Annotated in this window: 21 protein-coding genes and 1 riboswitch; of the genes, 19 read left to right on the top strand and 2 right to left on the bottom strand. The window is 37.8% G+C overall.

Annotated elements, in window-relative coordinates; all coding sequences use genetic code 11:
• Positions 1-756 precede the first annotated feature (756 nt).
• From QUF91_RS18755 to QUF91_RS18705, 11 genes are all read left to right on the top strand, one after another.
• Positions 757-2,421 (top strand): BC_2427 family protein, encoded by a 1,665-nt coding sequence (locus QUF91_RS18755; RefSeq protein WP_289419018.1) that lies wholly within the window; start codon positions 757-759, stop codon positions 2,419-2,421.
• Between the two features lie 139 nt (positions 2,422-2,560).
• Positions 2,561-3,349, top strand: a complete 789-nt coding sequence (locus QUF91_RS18750; protein ID WP_285400223.1) for a CsxC family protein — start codon at positions 2,561-2,563, stop codon at positions 3,347-3,349.
• A gap of 577 nt (positions 3,350-3,926) precedes the next feature.
• Positions 3,927-5,276: a tRNA (N(6)-L-threonylcarbamoyladenosine(37)-C(2))-methylthiotransferase MtaB gene (gene mtaB, locus QUF91_RS18745; protein WP_285400222.1), complete on the top strand. Its 1,350-nt coding sequence runs from the start codon at positions 3,927-3,929 to the stop codon at positions 5,274-5,276.
• 371 nt (positions 5,277-5,647) lie between these two features.
• Positions 5,648-6,946, top strand: a complete 1,299-nt coding sequence (locus QUF91_RS18740) for a hypothetical protein (RefSeq protein WP_289419017.1) — start codon at positions 5,648-5,650, stop codon at positions 6,944-6,946.
• 168 nt (positions 6,947-7,114) lie between these two features.
• Complete coding sequence (locus QUF91_RS18735) at positions 7,115-8,338, top strand: amidohydrolase (RefSeq protein WP_483308093.1); 1,224 nt, start codon at positions 7,115-7,117, stop codon at positions 8,336-8,338.
• Positions 8,339-8,366: 28 nt separating this feature from the next.
• Entirely contained in the window at positions 8,367-9,560 is a 1,194-nt protein-coding gene (locus tag QUF91_RS18730; RefSeq protein WP_289419015.1) for a hypothetical protein, read from the top strand.
• Positions 9,561-9,738: 178 nt separating this feature from the next.
• The gene (gene deoC / locus QUF91_RS18725) at positions 9,739-10,410 is read left to right on the top strand and encodes a deoxyribose-phosphate aldolase (RefSeq protein WP_285400221.1); all 672 of its coding nucleotides are present in this window, start codon (positions 9,739-9,741) and stop codon (positions 10,408-10,410) included.
• Positions 10,411-10,582: 172 nt separating this feature from the next.
• Positions 10,583-11,131, top strand: a complete 549-nt coding sequence (locus tag QUF91_RS18720) for a hypothetical protein (RefSeq protein WP_289419014.1) — start codon at positions 10,583-10,585, stop codon at positions 11,129-11,131.
• 176 nt (positions 11,132-11,307) lie between these two features.
• On the top strand, positions 11,308-11,535 hold the full coding sequence (locus tag QUF91_RS18715; RefSeq protein WP_289419013.1) for a spore coat associated protein CotJA: 228 nt from the start codon (positions 11,308-11,310) through the stop codon (positions 11,533-11,535).
• Positions 11,528-11,791, top strand: coding sequence for a spore coat protein CotJB (locus QUF91_RS18710; protein WP_285400214.1), 264 nt, complete (start codon positions 11,528-11,530; stop codon positions 11,789-11,791). Before QUF91_RS18715 ends, QUF91_RS18710 begins: the two co-directional genes overlap by 8 nt.
• 487 nt (positions 11,792-12,278) lie before the next feature.
• Complete coding sequence (locus QUF91_RS18705; RefSeq protein WP_285400213.1) at positions 12,279-12,848, top strand: manganese catalase family protein; 570 nt, start codon at positions 12,279-12,281, stop codon at positions 12,846-12,848.
• A 57-nt stretch (positions 12,849-12,905) separates the two neighbouring features.
• Here QUF91_RS18705 and QUF91_RS18700 read toward each other — a convergent pair whose 3' ends face one another.
• Complete coding sequence (locus QUF91_RS18700) at positions 12,906-13,562, bottom strand: potassium channel family protein (RefSeq protein WP_285400212.1); 657 nt, start codon at positions 13,560-13,562, stop codon at positions 12,906-12,908.
• Between the two features lie 25 nt (positions 13,563-13,587).
• Positions 13,588-14,925 (bottom strand): TrkH family potassium uptake protein, encoded by a 1,338-nt coding sequence (locus tag QUF91_RS18695; RefSeq protein WP_285400211.1) that lies wholly within the window; start codon positions 14,923-14,925, stop codon positions 13,588-13,590.
• 124 nt (positions 14,926-15,049) lie between these two features.
• Positions 15,050-15,192, bottom strand: a riboswitch (cyclic di-AMP (ydaO/yuaA leader).
• A 251-nt stretch (positions 15,193-15,443) separates the two neighbouring features.
• On the opposite strand from QUF91_RS18695, the gene rpsU reads away from it, so the two are divergent.
• From rpsU to QUF91_RS18655, 8 genes are all read left to right on the top strand, one after another.
• Positions 15,444-15,617, top strand: coding sequence for a 30S ribosomal protein S21 (rpsU, locus tag QUF91_RS18690; RefSeq protein WP_004227078.1), 174 nt, complete (start codon positions 15,444-15,446; stop codon positions 15,615-15,617).
• A 312-nt stretch (positions 15,618-15,929) separates the two neighbouring features.
• Entirely contained in the window at positions 15,930-17,162 is a 1,233-nt protein-coding gene (locus tag QUF91_RS18685; protein ID WP_289419012.1) for an NfeD family protein, read from the top strand.
• 3 nt (positions 17,163-17,165) lie between these two features.
• A complete protein-coding gene (floA, locus tag QUF91_RS18680; RefSeq protein WP_285400203.1) occupies positions 17,166-18,170 on the top strand; it encodes a flotillin-like protein FloA in 1,005 nt (334 codons plus the stop codon).
• A gap of 27 nt (positions 18,171-18,197) precedes the next feature.
• Positions 18,198-18,677, top strand: coding sequence for a hypothetical protein (locus QUF91_RS18675; protein ID WP_289419011.1), 480 nt, complete (start codon positions 18,198-18,200; stop codon positions 18,675-18,677).
• A gap of 54 nt (positions 18,678-18,731) precedes the next feature.
• Positions 18,732-18,992, top strand: coding sequence for a hypothetical protein (locus tag QUF91_RS18670; protein WP_285400199.1), 261 nt, complete (start codon positions 18,732-18,734; stop codon positions 18,990-18,992).
• Entirely contained in the window at positions 18,982-20,094 is a 1,113-nt protein-coding gene (locus QUF91_RS18665; RefSeq protein ID WP_289419010.1) for a sporulation protein YqfD, read from the top strand. The genes QUF91_RS18670 and QUF91_RS18665 overlap by 11 nt, the downstream gene beginning before the upstream one ends.
• Positions 20,095-20,096: 2 nt before the next feature.
• Positions 20,097-21,053 (top strand): PhoH family protein, encoded by a 957-nt coding sequence (locus QUF91_RS18660; RefSeq protein ID WP_289419009.1) that lies wholly within the window; start codon positions 20,097-20,099, stop codon positions 21,051-21,053.
• A gap of 325 nt (positions 21,054-21,378) precedes the next feature.
• On the top strand, positions 21,379-21,585 hold the full coding sequence (locus tag QUF91_RS18655; protein WP_285400194.1) for a hypothetical protein: 207 nt from the start codon (positions 21,379-21,381) through the stop codon (positions 21,583-21,585).
• Positions 21,586-21,603 lie beyond the last annotated feature (18 nt).

Below are 21,603 nucleotides of genomic sequence, written 5' to 3'. Positions count from 1 at the left end.
AAAATTTTAGTTTTTACTAAGCAATCGTCTATCAAACGCATTAGTATCTCAATTGCTACTGAGATTTTTGAAAGTACTAGGGACAAAAGTAAAAGTAATGCATAAAATGGATAGTAATTATAAGTGCAACACATAGATCAAAATAAAAGTAGCTCATAATGATAACGTTTGAATTTCATTTGACAATATTTGAAAAAAGAGGTATTCATTTGGCTCATCACCAAAAGTTGTGGATGACATTTGTTAAAACGTATGCCATATAGGTTGACCTTCGTTCCGGCTGGGCGACTTCTTGGGGATCAGCGTCACAGATGAGACCCTGGAGTGAAGCGGATGTTTTCTGTGCGAAAGCGAAGCGACAGCAATAAAGCGCCCAGCGGGAACGGAAATCAACCACACGTTTTGGTGATGATCCATTCATTTTAAACTATATACATCCATCATATCTTCGAGCAATAAAAGCAAAAGTGTTTAGCTGTTATCAGATATTAGAAAAGGAAAGGGAAAACGCTGTTTTTTTTTAACCAATCTATTCATCAAGGTAAGTGGAAGAAATAAAAATTGAAAAACGGGTTACTTCGTAAGTTTTCCCTGAAGAAAACGGATTTTGAACAAGTCTCTCTAGAAGAATTCATAAAATCTTATCATAAAAAATAAATTGACCAAAAAAGACTTCTTGGCTGTAAAAGTACATAAGAATTTTTACAGATTAACTGTTGCACTTTATTTGTCAAAACATTATTTGGGAGTGAACTAATGAAAACTCCATGGATTAATTATAGAGAGATGAAAGAAATAAGTTCCAAGCAAAAAGTTTTCGTCTATTGTAATGACCTCCTTACTATAGAAAAAGAAGATGAAACTAGCCTTGCAGTGCATCTAAATCCCGATCGTGAGTTACTCATTCCTTCTGAAGTTGATGCTGAGGATGAAATGAATGATCTCCTTGATATAGAAGAGGTGGATGAAACCAATTCTGTAGAGGAACAGGAACTTGTAGCGCATCTAGACTCCGATTGTGGGCTACTTATCCCTTCTGAAATTGATGTTGAGGATGAAAAGAATAATCTGCTTGATATAAAAGCAGCGGATGAAACTAACCCTGTAGAAAAACAGGATTCTACAGCTCATCTAGATCCCAATCCTGTAGAAGAACAGGAGTCTACAGCTCATCTAGATCCCAATCCTGTAGAAGAACAGGATTCTACAGCTCATTTAGATCCCAATCCTGTAGAAAAACAGGATTCTACAGCTCATCTAGATCCCAATCCTGTAGAAGAACAGGATTCTACAGCTCATCTAGATCCCAACCCTGTAAAAGAACAGGAGTCTACAGCTCATCTAGATCCCAATCCTGTAGAAGAACAAGATTCTACAGCTCATCTAAATCCCAATCCTGTAGAGGAACAGGACCTTGCAGCGCATCTAGGTTCCAATTGTGAGCTACCTATCCCTTCTGAAATTGTTGTTGAAGATGAAGTGAATGATCCGCTTGATATAGATGAGGTAAAAGGAACAAATCTTGTGGAAGAACAAGATTTTGCATCTCAACTAGACTCTAATCGTGAATTTTTAAGTCCTTCTGAATCCAACGGGGAGGATAAAATTATGAGTCCTATTGATACAGAAGAGTTGGAGAAAAACAATCCTGCGGGTCATGATAGTGCATCTACTGGGTCAGTGCAAGGAAAAGTATGTTCTATAACAAAAAAAATTCTAATTTCTACTCACGTGGAAATTGATGATTTTCTTCATGCTCCTATCTGTGGTGAGATTGCTAAAAATACATTTGATTTTCTTGATCTAGACAATCATCTTTCTCCTCAATTTGAAACCAAACTATTTAGTACTACAATGGATTATCCTGAACAGCCTGATTGTCGGTTGGTTCACTCAAAAATTAATGAAATTATATTTTTAATGAAAACTGATACTTATGATAAACATAATCAGAAGAGTTATCCATCTAAATCAGTTGGAATGCCCTTACATAACACACAATCACTTAAACAAGGAGAAACAAATAATCACTCTTACAGTTCAGATGACTTTATGCACATTAGAGTTCCAGTTGTAGTAGGGGAATATAAAATAGAAATATGCCTTGAAGAGAATATAGTATTCGAAAAAGGAATTGTGGGAGTTAAAGATATCTCGAATGAGGTAGTATTAACCAATTGTAGATTCGTTCCTAATCAGTTTTCACAATCATTAGGTAATGGGACATGTTCAGCATTGAAGGGAAATTTATATATTGAAGGTTATATTCATCAGGGGATTGAATATACTGCATCTCACACTCAGAATGCACCTGCACAGAATGAGTCATTTATTCATGTAAATCAAATGTGTCAAAACATAGTATTAGAATTAATCATTCAAATGCTACAAGTACAGAATATTCGAGTGCCAAGGATCTAGAGGATACTTGAAGCTTATCTCTCTGCTCAAAAAACTCTTTTTAAAAAAACTAGTGTATATGTCCATGTTTAGATTAAATCGCTACATATTCTAGCGATATGAGAGATGTCTCATAAAAACAATGAAAAGAGGTTTTTTTGTGAGTGAACAATTGGAAAGTAAATTAGATAGTCCTGTTAATCATTGCGAGCCTTGCCCAGTAGCATCAACTGAACAATTACCATTAACTAATGCTACTACTCCAGTAGTCGCTACACCGCTTACAACTCCAACTATTAAAGTTCCAGTTGTACTAGCGGAACCAACACTTCAAATAGTTGTGGAGTCAGATATTACCCTTACCCCTGCAGCAACTGAAATCAAAAGAGTGAAAAAAAATGTATTCCTAAATCAAGTTAAACTAGTACCTGTTAGCTTTTTACGTATTGATGGCACTGACTTTTTCAGGGTAACAAGAGCTAAATTATTTGTAGCGGGACATATTCGCAAAAATATAGAATATGCTTCATCAGCATGTAATGGGGCACTTCGAGATAGAATTGCTGATGTTCAGTTTTCAGGTTTTACAGACCTTGCTTTCCCACAAACACCAGGAGGTACTACTCCAATCTTAGGAATTTCTGAGTTTGCCGAAGCGAACTTCCTTAATGAAAAAACGCAAATGGATGCTCGATTGGATAAGGCTTTCTTCCAAAATCTCGTTAAATACAATGAACAACCATTTGGCGAATTAGTAGCTGCAAACTTCTTTGAACTTGATTTTTCACCAATTATGGCAGCACCAGAAAGTACTTTCAGCACATTACGTGAAAAAATCGTACTAGAGCTTACTGTAAAAGTACTGCAAGTTCAACAAATCCGCCTTGGAGCAGGCACTAATGTAATAACTCCTAATCTTTTAGGGCTTACTCCTCCTGTGAGTCCTTAATAGCTCTAGTTTTTAGAGGAGTAGAACAAGAAAAAAAGGTAGTTTACTGCCAAAAAATGTAATCAAAAAAATAACCATGTAATATTTAATGGGCATTAATAAAAATTCAATATTTGAGTAGGCAGTTGAATCTAATATTTAACTGCCTTTTGCAATTTAATAACCAATGGGATTTTTTGATGAGATTTCTAATACCGATGTAATTGGGGGGATCTTGTGGATTGTAGAATTGTATTTAACAGTTTACAAAAATATTTTGAACAAATTTACTGAACGCACAATAAAAAACGGTTTATTTATTTAGATATGTCTTAAATATTGATTCTACATTCAGAGGATGTAATTTAGAGTATTAGTAGGGCAGTAGAAGAAGTCTCGTTTTTATGGAGCTGCAAGGACAAAATGATCAATTTTGCTCCAAATAAAATGCCTCCCATTGGTAGATACTTAATTTGTGGTGCCTGTTTTTTAATAAGACTAGCCAAAAAGCTAGGCTCATTATATTTATTTGTGCTATTATAAGACACGTTGATAATTTAATTTATTGTAGTGTACTCTTGAAAGGATGATATATATTATGAGTAACGAGCGACCAAAAATCGTGAGTTTCCATACTCTAGGTTGTAAAGTAAATCATTATGAAACAGAAGCGATTTGGCAGTTATTTAAAGAAGAAGGCTATGAACGTACGGAGTTTGATCGTCAAGCAGACGTTTATGTCATTAATACATGTACAGTAACAAATACAGGGGATAAAAAATCACGTCAAGTTATCCGTCGAGCTATTCGTCAAAACCCAGACGCTGTTATTTGTGTTACAGGATGTTACGCTCAAACCTCTCCAGCAGAAATTATGGCGATTCCTGGTGTTGACATTGTTGTAGGAACACAGGATCGTACAAAATTACTTGGCTACATAGACCAATATCTTACTGAACGCCAACCAATTAATGCTGTACGCAATATTATGAAAAATCGTGTGTATGAGGAATTAGACGTGCCTGCATTTACAGACCGTACACGCGCATCTTTAAAAATACAAGAAGGCTGTAATAACTTCTGTACGTTTTGTATTATTCCATGGGCACGTGGGTTAATGCGCTCTCGAGATCCTAAGGAAGTTTTGAGCCAAGCACAACAACTAGTGGATGCGGGGTATCTTGAAATTGTTCTAACTGGTATTCACACAGGTGGCTATGGACAAGACTTAAAAGATTACAATTTAGCCCAGCTACTACGTGATTTAGAGGCAAATGTGAAAGGTTTAAAACGCCTTCGTATTTCTTCGATTGAGGCAAGTCAATTAACAGATGAAGTGATTGAAGTTTTACGTGAATCAAATATCGTTGTTAACCACTTACACATTCCAATCCAATCTGGCTCTGATACAGTTTTAAAACGTATGCGACGTAAGTATACAATGGAGTTCTTCGGTGAACGTTTAACTAAACTACATGAAGCTTTACCAGACTTGGCTGTCACTTCTGATGTAATCGTAGGTTTCCCAGGTGAAACTGAGGAAGAGTTCATGGAAACATATAACTTTATTCGTGACCATAAGTTTTCTGAATTACACGTATTCCCGTTCTCTCCACGTACAGGTACACCAGCTGCGCGCATGGAGGACCAAATTGACGAAAATATTAAAAACGAACGTGTTCACCGATTAATCGCTTTAAATGATCAATTAGCGAAGGAATATTCTTCTCGCTTTGAAGATCAAGTGCTAGAGGTAATACCTGAAGAATTCGTGCATGATGAAAGCGGTGAGGCAGGGCTTTTAACAGGTTATACTGATAATTACTTAAAAGTAGTATTTGAAGGTCCTGAAAGCCTAATCGGTCAGCTTGTGAAGGTGAAAATTACCCAAGCTGGATATCCTCATTCTAAAGGGCAATTTGTGCGTGTATTAGAAACTGTAAAATAACAAAAGAGTACCTATGAATAGAAACACCGTTCAAACTTTGAACGGTGTTTTGCTATGTTTTAATCTCTTTCTGTCTAAATACCCGCGGAAGTGAAGAGAATACTCGCAGAAGCGGAGACGAATGTGCAAACACAAAATCGATTCCTGATGCAATTATGCCGAGGCATAATTGATTTAAAGTTATCACGTATTTTTCCTACAAATATCATGCTAAAATAGTTTATAAGTAATTAGATTACTATAAATGTTTATTTAACTTCTTTCAGCAGGTGTCTAAAACCCGTTAAAAGAAGCTAAAGCCTCTTGACGAAATTATGCTGAGGTATAATGCCTGAACTTATGTCAACTGATAAAGAAAGTTGGTAAATAGCATGTATAAAATTGGATTAGTTGGACTAAAAACTTCTATCGATCAAATAGTGGACTTAACAGATGAATATAAACATGAGTTAGAATTTATATCCCTTCCTTATGAAGAAATTAATGAAATTGAGAAAATTATAGTGGAACATGAATGTCATGTGCACGCTTGGTTTTTTTCTGGGCCCATTCCATATGAAATTGCCCAAAGAAAATTAGGTACAGATAAAATAATGGTGCATGTTCCTGCTACAGAATCAGGTCTTTATAAAGCTATCTTAGAGATGATTTATGAACAGGGTCAAATTATTGAGAAGCTAAGTATTGACACGATGACTTCGAATAATATTAGTAAAGAAGCTATGTCAAAGTTAACGGTGAATATCCCGAAGATGTATACGAAAATGTTTGATTTAAATGTAGATACAAATGAATTGTTAAATTTTCATTTAAACCTGTGGGGTGAGGGAAAGACAGAAGGTGTGCTAACTTGTTTTCCATCTGTGTGTAAAGCACTAAGAGAACAGGGAATTCCAGCATACAAAATGTCAATGAGTACGATGGAAATACAACAATCACTTCGGGCGCTGTCAGAAAAAGTAAAGACCTCCTATTTTAAAGATACTCAAATAGGAGTTGAAATTATTGAAGTTGAATATTTTAACAAAGTAGCGGAGGAAATGAAAACACCCTATAATCTACAGTATTTAGAACTTCGACTAAAAGAAATGTTAATTCAACTGGGTGAGAAAATAAATGGCTCTTTTTCTGATAAGGGAAACGGGAGATATATGATTTTTAGTTCCCGTGGTGCTATTGAGCGGGAAATCGAAACACTTGAAGATACAGTTCAAAGATTAGCGTTTGAAGCAGATACTACTGTTGCGGTTGGTATTGGATTTGGAGAAACGGCTTATTCGGCAGAAATTAACGCTTTTCGTGCGATTCAACATTCAAAAGCAATGAAGAAGCGTGAAATTGTCATTGTTCAAGAAGATGGACTAATCGTAGAATCTCCAGGAAAAAAAGGGGAACTACATTATTCAAGCCGTACACAAAATGAACTTCTTATTGAAAAGTTAAAACAAGGTAACATCAGTGTGAAAACATATAAAAAAATAGTATCACTTATACAAAAGATGGGGTGGTCGGATTTTACAACAAAGGACTTAGCGACACACCTTGAGATGACAGAGCGTAACGTTAGACGTATTGTTACAGATATGTGCAAAGTTGATTTGGCACAATGCATTGGTCAAGAGACGTATGCTGCTCGTGGAAGACCAACTAAAATATATCGATTGCTATAAGCACCTCTTTGGGTGCTTTTTTTGTTCATTAATTTAGTTTCACTAAAATTTTACATTTTATATTTTCAGAAAAGTCTTGAAATTAAACATCTAAACTTTTATACTTCATTTAAGGATTTTTTTCCTTAAATAATCCTTAAAAGGAAAATTGAAAAGGGGCTGAGATGTATGTCTTTAATGTCGATGATTCAAGAATTAGTTGGAATTACTAAGGATGAGGTTATTGAATGGCGAAGGTATTTACATAAATATCCTGAGTTATCTTTTCAAGAAGATAAAACAGCACAATTTGTTTATGAAACATTACGGACTTTTGGAGATTTGGAAATTTCACGACCAACTAAAACAAGTGTAATGGCCCGCTTAATTGGTCCAAAACCAGGTAAAGTCGTCGCGCTACGGGCAGATATGGATGCGCTTCCAATTAATGAAGAAAATGAATTTGACTTTGTATCTACGCATCAAGGCGTGATGCATGCTTGTGGACATGACGGGCATACAGCGATGCTACTTGGTGCAGCAAAGATTCTTACAAAGTTAAAGAATCTAATTGAGGGGGAGATACGCTTTTTATTTCAACATGCTGAAGAGTTATTCCCAGGTGGTGCACAAGAAATGGTTAAAGCAGGTGTGTTAGAGGGTGTGGATGAAGTAATCGGAATTCATCTTGCGTCCACAGTTGAGATTGGTAAAATTGGGATTTGCGATGGGCCAGCTACATCAGGTAGCGATACGTTTGATTTAAAAATTAAAGGAAGAGGAGGTCATTCTTCCGAACCTCATTTAACGGTAGATCCAATTGCAGTTGGCGCACAAGTAATCAACAATCTTCAGCATATTGTCTCAAGAAATCTTAATCCACTTGAAAAATTAGTCGTATCTATCACGAAGTTTCATAGCGGAAGTGCTTACAATGTCATTCCTGACACTGCTATTATAGGCGGATCGGTGAGAAGCCTTAAACCCGACATCCGTCAACAAGTTCCAAGTTTAATTAAAAAAGTCGTTAAGGGAGTTACAGAAGCGCATAATGCATCATTTGAGGTAGATTATCATTTTGGCTATAGTTCGGTAATCAATAACGATAGGGTAAGAGAGTTGGTAGAAGAAACGATAGGTGAGGTATGGGGAAAGGATCATTTACTAAGATTACCCGCATTGATGAGCGGTGAAGATTTTTCGGCATTTTCAGATGAACGACCAAGTTGCTTCATCTTTGTTGGTGCTGGAAATCAAACTAAGGGGATTATTCATCCGCACCATCATCCACGCTTTACCTTTGATGAAGATGCATTAGAGATTGGTGTGGAACTGTTTATTCAATCATCTTTTAAATTATTAGGGATAGAGGGTTCAAAAAAGATACATGAAAAATCAATCTATTTCCATTGAAAAATAGATAATAAAGGGGGATGAACGAATGATACATGAACCTGTCATTGCAACTATGATTATCTTCTCGCTAATCGCATTGGGGGAAATTATTTCTATTTTGACAAGAGCCAGAGTTTCTATGTTTTTAGTCGCTATTATTGGTTATCTTATGTTAATTTGGACGGGAATTTTACCGAAGAGTCTTATCGGTGATTCTAAATTTATTGAAATTGGCGCTGTATTGGGAACAGCTCCGATCATTATTCATATGGGGACGCTAATTCCTATTAATACTATTCGTAGTCAATGGAAGGCAGTAGTCATTTCTTTAATGGGCATTATTGTTGGTGCAGGTCTAATCCTTCTTTTCATTCCAATGATCTTTGACTATGAAACCGCTGTTGCGGGGACAGGACCATTAACAGGTGGAATAATTGCTTTTCTTGTGACTTCGGAAGGGCTAAAAGAAATGGGCTTGGAAAGTCTTATGACAATTCCAGCTTTAATACTTTCATTACAATCATTATTTGGTATGCCACTCTCTGCAAATTTGTTACGTCGATATGCATTAAAGTTTCGGAATACAATAGATTGCGAAACGTATGTAGCTTCTACATTGGATGTGAGAGAAGAAGATGTTATCGATGAGGAAAAAGTAGAGGTAAGAAGTAGCACTTGGATTCCGGAGAAATATCAAACGAATCTGATTCTACTTTTCTTACTTTTTATCGGTGGTGCTATTGCTATTGCTCTAGATCGTTTAACCGGCATACCATATAGTTTGTGGGCTTTGGCGATTGGTGTTGGTGGGAGATTAATTGGTTTGTATCCAGACCGTGCAATGGAGCGGGCTAATGCTTTTACAGTAGGGATGGCTGGACTTGTATTTTTGATTATTGCCACAATGAATGACATTACGTTCAGTATGTTTATTAGTCGTCTCCCTGAAACTTTTCTAATTATGATTTTTGGAATTATCGGTATTTCAATTGGAGGATTTTTTGGCTCAAAATTATTTAAATGGGATCCTTTAAAAGGTCTTCCAGTAGCACTAACAGCAACTGTAGGGTTCCCGGGTGATTATCTTGTTTGTGAGGAAATTAGTCGAAGTGTAGGTAGAAATAAAGAGGAAGAAGAAAAAATATTAAATGAAATATTGACGCCAATGTTAATAGGTGGATTTACAACTGTAACAGTTGGATCAGTCGTTATTGCTAGTATTTTAATCAAAACATTGTAGTTGCATTGACTTCTTTCAGCAGTCCGACTTTAGAGGCGATTTTACCTAAGGATAATGGCGTTGTTTCTAAAATAATTTGAATTCATCTAATTTCATTCAAAATTAGACGGAAACGTTAAAAAATGTTATGATTCCAGAGAGGTACGTACAACTTGTTGATAGAAGGAGAGTCTAATTGATGGAACAAAATTTCGCGCGTATGATTGATCATACTTTATTAAAGGCTGAAGCAACAAAAGAGCAAATTGAAAAACTTTGTGCAGAGGCAAAACAATTTAGCTTTGCTTCTGTTTGTGTAAATCCGACTTGGGTAAAATATAGCAGCGAGCTTTTACAAGGCTCAGATGTTTTAGTTTGTACTGTAATTGGCTTCCCTCTTGGTGCTAATACTCCAACAGTTAAGGCATTTGAGGCAAAAGATGCAATTGCTAACGGTGCTAAAGAGGTAGATATGGTTATTAATATCGGCGCATTAAAAGATAAAAACTATGACCTTGTACAAGCGGATATTGCTGCAGTTGTTGAAGCGGCAAAAGATAGCGCGCTTGTAAAAGTTATTATTGAAACATGCTTATTAACAGATGAAGAAAAAGTAAAAGCATGTGAACTAGCAGTGGCAGCAGGTACTGATTATGTGAAAACATCAACTGGCTTCTCTACAGGTGGCGCAACAGCAGAAGATATTGCTTTAATGCGTAAAACAGTTGGACCTGATTTAGGTGTAAAAGCTTCTGGTGGTGTGCGAAGCTTAGAGGATATGAAAAAGATGATTGAAGCTGGAGCAACTCGTATTGGAGCAAGCTCTGGTGTAGCTATTATGAATGGATTAATTGCAGATTCTAATTATTAATGTTATTTAAAAATCCTTATATTGTAAGTGTTACGGGGCTGTTCGTTATGAACTAGCCCCGTTTTTCATTTAGAATTTGATTTTTTTCATGCGCCTTGAGTGTTCTACTATAATTTTCACTCTTAAGAATGAGGGGTGGAATATTTCAACATTACAGTTAAAGGCAAATCTAATGAAATTACGAATCGCCGGTAAAGGTACGAGTTCCGCCGGTAAAAGTGAAAACAACGCCGGTAAAGTGACGAGTTTCGCCGCTAAAAGTGAAAATAACGCCGGTAAAGTGACGAATTCCGCCGGTAAAAGTGAAAACAACGCCGGTAAAGTGATGAGTTCCGCCGGTAAAAGTGAAAACAACGCCGGTAAAGGTACAAGTTCCGCCGGTAAAAGTGAAAACAACGCCAGTAAAGTGATGAGTTCCGCCGGTAAAAGTGAAAACAACGCCGGTAAAGGTACGAGTTCCGCCGCTAAAAGTGAAAACAACGCCGCTAACGGGACAAGTTCCGCCGCTAAAATCGAAAACAACGCCGGTAAAGTGACGAGTTCCGCCGGTAAAAGTGAAAACAACGCTGGTAAAGGTACAAGTTCCGCCGCTAAAATCGAAAACAACGCCGGTAAAGGATCGAGTTCCGCCGCTAAAAGTGAAAACAACGCCGCTAACGGGACAAGTTCCACCACTAAAACTAAAAAATCGGCAATTATAGCCGGCCTGTATCTCCAGTAACTACACTATACGTGACGGAAGTTTTCGAGTTCGTTCGAAAACAAGTTCAACAGACATTTTCTCTAATTGAACAATCTGTTAGATGAACGTACCATAAGCCTCACACGAAACTGAATAAAAATTTAATCTATCTCATATACTCCACTGATGTAATTTATTGTAGAAGGGAGGATGCTATGTTTACGCAATATAAGTATTGGAAGCCTTATATTAGCCCATTCGATCCATGTCCGCCTATCAGGGTTAAAAGTTTTTCTACACCACCACAATTGTATATAAATTTTCAACCGCCTGGATTACCACAATATCCAACCCCAAGAGAAGCACTTAAATCTGGAACGCTTTGGCCCCAATTATTTAGCCCCTATCCAAATCCCCAAAAAGGAGGGATGAAGCATGAGTAAGGAGATGCCGCCTGAATTTTATACGTTATTGGAAGAAATACAAGCAATAGATTTTGTAATAGTAGAATTAAATCTTTACTTAGATACTCACCCTCACGATTATGCTGCCATTCAGCAATTTAATGAAAATACTGAGAAAAGTATGCAACTTAAGGTTGATTTTGAGCAAAAATTTGGTCCACTTATGAATTTTGGGAGAAGTTATTCAAATTATCCTTTTAATTGGATTGATACACCTTGGCCATGGCAAGTCTAACTTCTTTCAGCAATTGTTTTGGTAGCGAAAGTGCAACGTCAGCTACAAATGTTTTGGTAGCGAAAGTGCAACGTCAGCTACAAATGTTTTGGTAGCGAAAGTGCAACGTCAGCTACAAATGTTTTGGTAGCGAAAGTGCAACGTCAGCTACAAATGTTTTGGTAGCGAAAGTGCAACGTCAGCTACAAATGTTTTGGTAGCGAAAGTGCAACGTCAGCTACAATTGTTTTGGTAGCGAAAGTGCAACGTCAGCTACAAATGTTTTGGTAGCGAAAGTGTAACGTCAGCTACAAATGTTTTGGTAGCGAAAGTGTAACGTCAGCTACAAATGTTTTGTATCGAAAGCTATAGATGTTTTTAGTAACGTAAGTGAAACCTCGGCGGATGTCACGGAAACGGGAAGGAGTTCTTTGTGCAAGCACAAAGCCGATTCCGGACACAATTATGCGGAGGCATCATTGATTATAAGTAACTAGGAGGAATTTTTTTGTGGTATTACGAAAAGAAGCTCCAGTATCCTGTCAGGGTGAGTACATGTAACCCTACGCTAGCTAAGTATTTAATTGAGCAGTATGGAGGGGCAGATGGAGAATTAGCCGCAGCACTTCGCTATATGAATCAACGCTATACGATCCCTGATAAAGTGGTGGGATTGTTAACTGATATAGCGACAGAGGAATTTTCCCACTTAGAAATGATTGCCACGATGGTTTATAAACTCACGAAGGATGCAACTCCAGAGATGTTAAAAGAAGCTGGTCTTGGAGAGCACTATGCCAATCATGACAGGGCATTATTTTATCAGAATGCGGCTGGATCACCGTTTACGGCAACATATATTCAGGCTAAAGGGGATCCGATTGCTGATCTGTATGAGGATATTGCAGCAGAAGAAAAAGCACGTGCGACATATCAGTGGATTATTGATTTATCAGATGACACTGATTTGAATGATAGCTTGAAATTTTTACGTGAACGAGAAATCGTCCATTCTCTACGTTTCAGAGAGGCTGTAGAGATTTTAAAAGATGATAGGGATAGCAAGAAGGTCTTTTAAAAGAGGTGAATAGGCTGGTTCAAAAGAAAACTCCTTTTGACACAGCCTATTTGATTATTATTCAATATTGGCAAATAAAGCAAGATCCTTCCGATGACCAATCATTACTAATAAATCTTCCTTTTCAATAATCTGCTCAGGGGAGGGAGAAATGATAATGTCCCCTTCTCGAACAATCGCAATGACACTTACATTATACTTCGCACGAAGATCTAAATCTCGAAGATTTTGTCCAGCCATCTTTGAAGGAATCATAATTTCTTCTATACTGTATTCTTTTGATAATTCAATATAGTTTAGCATATTGGGTGAGAGAAGCTGATTGGCAACTCGCTCTCCCATATCTCGTTCAGGATAGATAATCCAGTCTGCTCCTACTTTATCTAAAACTTGCCCGTGTCTTTTTCCAAGAGCCTTTGCAATCACTTTTTTGATTCCGAGTTCTTTTAATAATGATACGGTTAAAATGCTCGACTGCATATCATTGCCTATTGCCACGATGACATAATCGAAATTGCCTATTCCTAAAGCGGTAAGAGCTTTTTCTTCTGTCGAATCAGCGACTACTGCATGTGTAACATATAGTTCGGCATCTTCGACTCTTTCCTCATTAATGTCGATTCCTAACACTTCCTGCCCAGCCTCATGTAATTTGCGAGCTATACTTGTTCCAAATCTACCTAGGCCAATTACAGCATATTGTTTGATAGTCATTGCACTCTACTCTCCTTTATCGTGATTACCCAATCATAATATTACCTTTAGGATGACGGAATGCTTCAGATTTCCGTCGTTTTGCTATGGCAAAAGCAATTGTTAATGGACCTAATCTACCTGCAAACATTGTAAGTATGATGACTAGACGACCACCAGGTGATAGCTCTGGAGTTAATCCCATCGATAGTCCAACTGTACCAAAAGCAGAGGTGGCCTCAAATAAATACATCATAAAGTTATGTCCTTGCTCGGTAATACTTAAGACAAACGTGACGAGTATAACAATCATCATTCCACACATTGTCACTGTTAAAGCTTTTAAAATTGTTTCGTTAACTATTCTACGTCTAAAGAGGACAACATCTTCTTTTCCTCTAATTTGTGACCACATCGTAGCAACCAAAAGTGCGAAGGTTGTTATTTTTATTCCCCCAGCAGTGGAACCAGAACCTGCTCCAATGAACATCAGCAGGATGATTAAAAATAATGTAGATTGTGTTAAGTCTGCTATAGGAAGGGTATTAGAGCCTGCAGTCCTTGGAGTAACAGCTTGGTATAATGAACCAAGAACTTTGCCCCATTCAGACAAAGGTCCAAGGGTTTTACTATTTCCATATTCAAATAAGAAAATTAAAATCGTCGATCCAACTGTTAAAATAAGCGTTGTAGTTAATACGATTTTTGAATGCACAGAAAGGCGTTTTGTTTCCCGATATTCATAGAGTTCATTTATGACGATAAACCCTAAGCCACCGATTGTAATAAGAGCGCAAATAGTTAAAACGATAAATGGGTCGTCTACATATTCGGTCAACCCATTAAAGCCTCCCATTAAATCAAATCCAGCGTTATTAAAATTCGAGATGGAATGAAAGAAGCCAAAATATATAGCTTTACCTACAGGCATATCGAACGAAAAACGGATAGATAAAATTAAACCACCTATAAATTCAATTACTGCAGTAAATAGTAGTATTCTTCTAACCAGTCTAACAAGACCAGCCATTGTAATATTGTTGAAGGCTTCTTTTAATAAAAGTCTTTCTTTTAAGGAAATTTTTTTTCCTAATAGTAAAAATACTAATGTTGCAAACGTCATAAAACCTAATCCACCAATTTGGATAAGAAATAAAATAACTAATTCTCCAAATGTAGAAAATGTATCGCCAGTATCTACAACAACCAGTCCTGTTACGCACGTTGCAGAAGTAGCGGTAAATAAGGCGTCTAAAAATGAAAGTCCCTGACCATTCTCCGTTGCAATAGGAAGAGTTAACAAAAATGTTCCAATTAGGATAATAGTTGCAAAACCCAGCACAAGTATTTTAGGAGGATTTAATTTCTTTTTAATTGTTTTCATCTTATTCTCCTCAATGTTTGGATAAAGATTTTAAAAAAACATAATAAAAAGACCAACTATTTTTAGTATGCTTCCAGATGATTTAGGCATAAAACACATACTAGTTAATGGTGGTCTAAACATGACCTCCTTCGCTTTTAGCCGACGAAGTTAGCTGACGGGTAGAATGGCGAAAGAGTTTCTCATTCCTTCTGCAAATGCAGAATTAACCCCAAAATACTGGGTCCTCCGTTCTCGAAAATTATTGAGATTTGGCTGATATATAATTGAATGTGATAATTCTACGCCCTTTTTCTATTTTTTGTAAACCCTTAATTTTTAGGTAACAATATTTATGTTTATTGTGGTCAAAATGTAAGTCGAAAATTCCTAAAGAAAAAAAACCAAAAATTCTCGATATTATTTCGTGCACTTTCTATTGACCATTATTAGACAATACGATATAATTCTTTAGTACACAACAGATGGTTATTTGCCTATTTGTGTATTGACGTGTGTTCGGAGGGAGGGAAAGAGAGATGTCAAAAACTGTCGTTCGCAAAAACGAATCGCTTGAAGATGCTCTTCGCCGCTTCAAACGTACTGTATCAAAAAGTGGTACAATTCAAGAAGTTAGAAAGCGCGAGTTCTACGAAAAACCTAGCGTTAAACGTAAAAAGAAATCAGAAGCTGCACGTAAACGTAAGTGGTAATTTAATTTCCCATTAAAAATCCCTACGTTCATAACACGCAATTGTATGATTCACTGAGCAGACAAAAATATACCTGAAGTTAATCGCATTGCGATTAATTTCGGGTATTTTACTTTGTGCTCAATTTACGTACATATTGAAGAAGCCGAATGTGATCATTAAGATTCATTCGGCTTTTATGTTAATATAAGGTTATTAAAAGACCCACAGATTAAAAATTCACGGTATAATAAAATTATTAGGATTTTTGAAACTTTTTGCAAAGTCAGTCGTATATACAAGAGAGAAGCATGTTAGAAGGGAGGGAAAAAGATGCGGAGGCGGAGAATCCTCAGCTATTTATTAGTTATTTGGATGACATTTTTGTTAGCGTTTCCATTAACAACTGCTTTTGCAAGTAGCAAGGTCTACCACATACCTATTCATGATGAAGTAGAACGAGGACTGCACGCATTTTTAGAACGAACTTTTAAAGAGGCGGAGGAAAACGATGCAGAGGCGATTATTTTAGACATTCATACGCCTGGCGGTTTCGTGAATGCAGCGGGTGATATTGCTAGGCTTATGGATGCAACGGATATACGTACGATTGCGTATATTAACAAAGACGCGCATTCTGCAGGTGCTTTTTTAGCCTTACATGCGGATGAAATCTATATGGTGCCAAATGGAACAATTGGGGCGGCTGCAATAACCGATTCTGCAGGGAAAGCAGCATCTGTGGATTTATCAAAATTTCGAGCAGGAGTAGGGAATTTATTAACTTTATCTGCTTCGGAGGCAAAACAAGTTGGTTATTCTGAGGGAACGGTTTCAAATTTCCAGGACCTTTTAGAAAAAACGCATTTAATGGATAGTGATATCGTTTCAATTGAGCCTACTTTTTCTGAAAAAATTGCTCGTTTTATTACGAATCCGATTATAGTTCCGATTTTATTGTCGATTGCGAGCTTAGGCCTTGTAATGGAGCTATTTTCTCCTAGGTTTGGTGTTCCGGGTATAGTGGGATTGTCAGCTTTGGGATTATTTTTCTTCGGTCATATGGTGGCGGGCTTTGCGGGGTATGAAACATTACTTTTATTCATAGTAGGCTTAGCGCTCGTCATGGCGGAATTTTTTGTCCCCGGAGGTATCGTTGGTATTTTAGGTGGTTTGCTAATATTACTAAGTCTAATACTGGCAGGTGCAAACATGATGCAAATGATTATAGCGATTTTCATTGCGCTAATTGTAGCGATAATAGGAATGGTGATCCTGATGAAATTTTTCGGTAAAAAATTGCATGTTTTAAACAAACTGATCTTGCTGGATGCGACAACGACGGAAGAAGGCTATGTCTCTAACGTAAATCGCACAGAGTTGCTTGGAAAAGTGGGTAAAACGCTTACGCCACTCCGTCCGGCAGGTACGATGCTATTTGGCAGTGAACGCATTGACGTAGTATCAGAAGGTGGCTATGTTGATGCAGAGAAACATGTAGAAATTATTAAAGTAGAGGGCTCACGAATTGTTGTGAGACAAACAGAAATAGAGATGGAGGAATAGCAAATGGGGTTTGATTTAGCTTTAATAGGTCCAATTGTTGGGCTAGTCTTATTATTCATTGTTCTAGCGGTATTCTTTACCTTTGTACCAGTGGCGCTGTGGATTTCTGCGCTTGCTGCAGGTGTCCGTGTTAGTATTTTCACATTAATCGGGATGCGTTTACGTCGAGTAATTCCATCGCGAATCGTGAATCCGTTAATTAAAGCACATAAAGCTGGGTTACCTGTTACGATCAATCAACTTGAAAGTCACTATTTAGCAGGTGGTAATGTTGACCGTGTAGTAAATGCGTTAATCGCGGCTCACCGTGCAAATATCGAGTTAACATTTGAGCGTTGTGCGGCAATTGATTTAGCGGGTCGTGATGTATTAGAAGCTGTACAAATGTCTGTTAACCCGAAAGTCATTGAAACACCATTTATTGCAGGTGTTGCTATGAACGGTATTGAAGTAAAAGCGAAGGCACGTATTACAGTTCGCGCAAACATTGAACGTTTAGTCGGTGGTGCGGGTGAAGAAACGGTTATTGCCCGTGTAGGTGAAGGGATCGTTTCTACAATTGGTAGTGCCTCTAGTCATACGACAGTTCTTGAAAATCCTGATATGATTTCTCAAACTGTATTAGCAAAAGGCTTAGATTCTGGTACAGCGTTTGAAATCTTATCGATCGATATTGCAGACGTTGATATCGGCAAAAACATCGGTGCAGAATTACAAATTGAACAAGCACAGGCAGATAAAAACATTGCCCAAGCGAAGGCCGAGGAACGTCGTGCAATGGCCGTAGCGAACGAGCAAGAAATGATTGCGCGTGTACAAGAGATGAAGGCGAAAGTAGTAGAAGCAGAAGCTGAAGTACCACAGGCAATGGCAGAAGCTCTACGCTCAGGTAATCTTGGTATTATGGATTACATGAACTACCGAAACATTCAAGCGGATACAGCTATGCGAGACTCCATTTCAAAAGTAAGCTCAGATAAGTCTGAAACAAATGAACCTAACGCATAAAAAAACGGAAAGGAGCGGTACTAATAAATGGAACAATTAATTATAGTTGCGATAATTGCCATAGTCAGCTCTATTTTCGGGAAATCAAAAAATAAAAAAGAACAAAAGCAAATGCCACCTTTTAATAAAGATTCACATGTTGAGCCTCCAGTTAAGGAGGTTCAACAACAACGTCCTACTGCTAATTCGCAAAGCTTTGAGGATTTTACGCGTGAATTTTTAGGGGAATGGAAGAATGGGCAGCCTAAAGTAGAAGAGCTTAGGAAAAATGTCGAAAAAAGAGTAAAAGAGCAAGTACCAAGTTATACAGCACAACCGTTAATCCCAACTGAGACAGTTAGTCGTACCACGAAAAGAGAAAGTATTGGTCGTTTGGCGGCAGGGAAAAAAGATGTGGAAGTAACTGGATCACATTCGGCCTTTCAATTACCAAAGTCTAAAAAATCATTAATGCAGGCTATAGTAATGGCAGAGGTTTTAGGCCCTCCTAAAGCAAAAAGAAAATAATCAGCATGTCCTCCTTTTTCGATGCATATATTGCCGAAGAAGGAGGCATTTTTTATGAGAAAACTATTTCAATTAACGCCACTACTTGAATTATTACAATATGAAACATTAAAAATCATTGGCCCATATCGTTTCCTACATGCTGATGCTTCGTCATGCTCTTTTATCTATGCCGACTATCATATTACTGTGCGTGGAAAATCAGTGGAAATTAATGCTCTTAAAGAAGAAATGCTTCATCTTTCTGTAGAGGATTTGCAGGAGCTTCATATGAAAATGACAAAGGATATGGGTGTGAGCGATAATGTGGAATAATCGGCCAATTATCATACGTATAAAGCGCCACGAAAATGTTCATCCTTTTATTCAAGCATTGCATGCACAACATGTACCATTAAAACGTGTTGTCTTTCGTGAGCAAGAGGTTGCCTTTGAAACAACTATGCATTATCTACCAAAAATTCGTCGTGTACGTAGTCGTTATCGACTTAAAATGGCTGTCTATTATGCTGATGAGCTTCACGTTTTTCGAGCACAGCTTTGGACCTTGCTTGGCCTTGCGATGATGATATTAATCCCATTACTGTGCGCACAGGTTATATGGCGTGTTGACATTGAAGCGGCTTCACCAGAGTTGGAGCAACGTCTGGGTAAGACCTTTCAAGATACATTTCAATTAGAAACGCCCATGTCTAAAAAAGCTTTACCTTCAGATGCTGTCATTCGTCAGAAGCTTTTAGAAGAGCATCGAGATCTTTCCTGGGTGCATATTGAAAAGTATGGCGGACGTGTAATTTTACGATCTCAGGAGTCCCCGAAACAAACTAAACAAACGAATGAAAAACTAGCGTCGCATTTAGTGGCAACAAAAAGTGGTGTTATTACTCACTTTAATATTCAAAATGGTGAACGCAAAATTTCGGTGAACGATACTGCATACGAAGGTGATACTCTCGTAAGTGGGGTAATTGAAAGTGGTGAAGATCAAGTTTTTGTTGGAGCTAAAGGAGAGGTCTATGCTGATTATTGGCTTGAATGTTCATTTAAAATTCCAACAAAGCTAACGATGGAAACACTAGAACAGAAGCGATGGCGTGTACTAGTGAAAGGCATTCATAAAGAAAAAGTTGACTATGTGCAAAAGAAAGATTTACCTAATTGGCTCGATCCATATGTATCGATTGTTGAGGAACAATATACTAAAAAAATGCAAGTAGAGCTTGATGAATCCAAAATAGATTCAATGCTCATTCCATTACTTCATGAAAAGGTGCTGCGTTCATTACCTACTAAAACGGTTATAAAAAAAGAAAACCTTTTACAGGTAAAGTGGGGGAATGGTACAGTTGAAGGGAAAGTTCTATTTTTAGTCAATGAAAACATTGCCAGTCCAATACAAGGCCTACAAGGAGAATGATTATGTCAGAACATTTAACTGTATTACAAGTGGATAATCCAAACGAAGCGGTCATGCTACTCGGAATTTCAGATGCTAATATGAAATTAATCGAAGAGGCTTTACAAGTCCATATTATTACACGTGGTGAACAAATTCAGCTTGCTGGTGAAGAGGATGCGAAGGAACAAGCGACATACCTTTTACATGCTCTTTTGAAGGTCATTCGCAAAGGAATTAATATTGATCAACGTGATGTTGCAACAGCTATTGAAATGACACAAAAAGGAACAATCGAATATTTTGCAGAACTTTATGATGAAGAAATAGCACGCACGACGAAAGGAAAGCCTATCCGTGCAAAAACAATCGGTCAACGAGAATACATACAAGCAATCCGTCACAAAGACGTTGTTTTTGGTATCGGTCCAGCTGGTACTGGGAAAACGTATTTAGCGGTAGTCATGGCAACACAAGCACTAAAAAATGGGCACGTTAAGCGTATTATTTTAACACGCCCTGCAGTAGAGGCAGGAGAGTCATTAGGCTTTCTTCCAGGAGATTTGAAGGAAAAGGTAGATCCATATTTACGCCCTCTTTATGACGCTTTAAACGATATTTACGGGGCAGAACAAACTCAACGACTTATCGAACGAGGCACAATCGAAATTGCACCTTTAGCGTATATGCGCGGCCGTACATTAGATGACGCCTTTGTTATTTTAGATGAAGCTCAAAATACGACACATCAGCAAATGAAGATGTTTTTAACGCGACTAGGCTTTGGCTCAAAAATGGTCATTACAGGCGATAAAACACAAATCGACCTACCGAAAAATACGGAATCTGGATTAATTGTGGCAGAACGCACACTAAAATATGTAAAATCTATACATTTCCAAATTTTAGAACAAGGCGATGTAGTACGCCACCCAATCGTAGCCAAAATCATCAAAGCCTACGAAGAACAGCAACTTTAATATGACCGCTTAGGAGTCATATTAAAGTCTGCACCGAAAGCAAAGCGGCAGGTGCAACGGGTTTTAGAAGTCTGCACCGAAAGCGAAGCGGCAGGTGCAACGGGTTTTAGAAGTCTGCACCGAAAGCGAAGCGGCAGGTGCAACGGGTTTTAGAAGTCTGCACCGAAAGCGAAGCGGCAGGTGCAACGGTTTTTTAGAAGTCTGCACCGAAAGCGAAGCGGCAGGTGCAACGGGGTTTGAAAGTCTGCGCCGAAAGCGAATCGGCTCATCGGACGCCCCCCAGGAAGCTTTGCTCTGTGCGAAAGCGTAGCGACAGCAACAACAAATGTTTTCTGTAGCGAAAGCGAAGCGTCAGCGGCAAATGTTTTCTGTAGCGAAAGCGAAGCGTCAGCAACAAAGCACCCAGTCGGAACGGAAATCAACTACACGCTTCGGGAGAAAGTCTTTAAAATGGAAAAAATGTGACAGCTATACAATTTGTATAGCTGTTTTTTTGCTTTCTTATACATTTTTCGGGAAAAATGTTTTTTGAATTGGTATGATAGTAGGT

It is taken from the genome of Lysinibacillus sp. G4S2, assembly GCF_030348505.1.
Classification (GTDB): Bacteria; Bacillota; Bacilli; order Bacillales_A; family Planococcaceae; genus Lysinibacillus.
Note: the sequence above shows the minus strand (reverse complement) of the source record. Positions and strands in the feature narration are given on the sequence as shown.